This window comes from Phenylobacterium hankyongense (genome assembly GCF_003254505.1).
Taxonomy (GTDB): Bacteria; Pseudomonadota; Alphaproteobacteria; order Caulobacterales; family Caulobacteraceae; genus Phenylobacterium; species Phenylobacterium hankyongense.
Map to the genome: position 1 here is coordinate 1 of NZ_QFYP01000015.1, position 382 is coordinate 382.

Sequence of the window (382 nt, forward strand, 5' to 3'; positions counted from 1 at the left end):
TCCTCGACCCGGTGACTGTAGATCTCTTTGGTCCCCGTGCCACTACAAAAGCGAGCGGTGGCCATTTGGGCGTCGATGTTTCTCTGATTTCTGGCCTCTCCGGCGGCCGCTGCAACGGGTCGATCGCGGAGTGCCTTGGCGAAGACGAGTTCGAGATGGGCTCGGAGGCGACCAGAAGAATCCTCCAGTCCAACAGGTACATAAGCAACCGGGCCGTGAAGAACGGCGGCCAGCCAGCGGCTTCTCCGGCTAGATCGGGCCAACGCTACACCCCCGGCTGCAGCAACTACAACAGATGCAAGAGATAAAAAGGACATGTTTCGGGGAGGCGCTTTACTTCGATGTGTGTGTTAATAAGGCCCTATATCACAAGGGAAGAAGA

The 382-nt window shown here is 57.1% G+C and carries 1 protein-coding gene; it reads left to right on the plus strand.

The genetic code is table 11. The annotated features are described in order from the left end of the window. Positions 1-308 (plus strand): hypothetical protein (locus tag DJ021_RS18475; protein ID WP_133255066.1); only part of this gene is annotated, 308 nt, incomplete at its 5' end. Positions 309-382 lie beyond the last annotated feature (74 nt).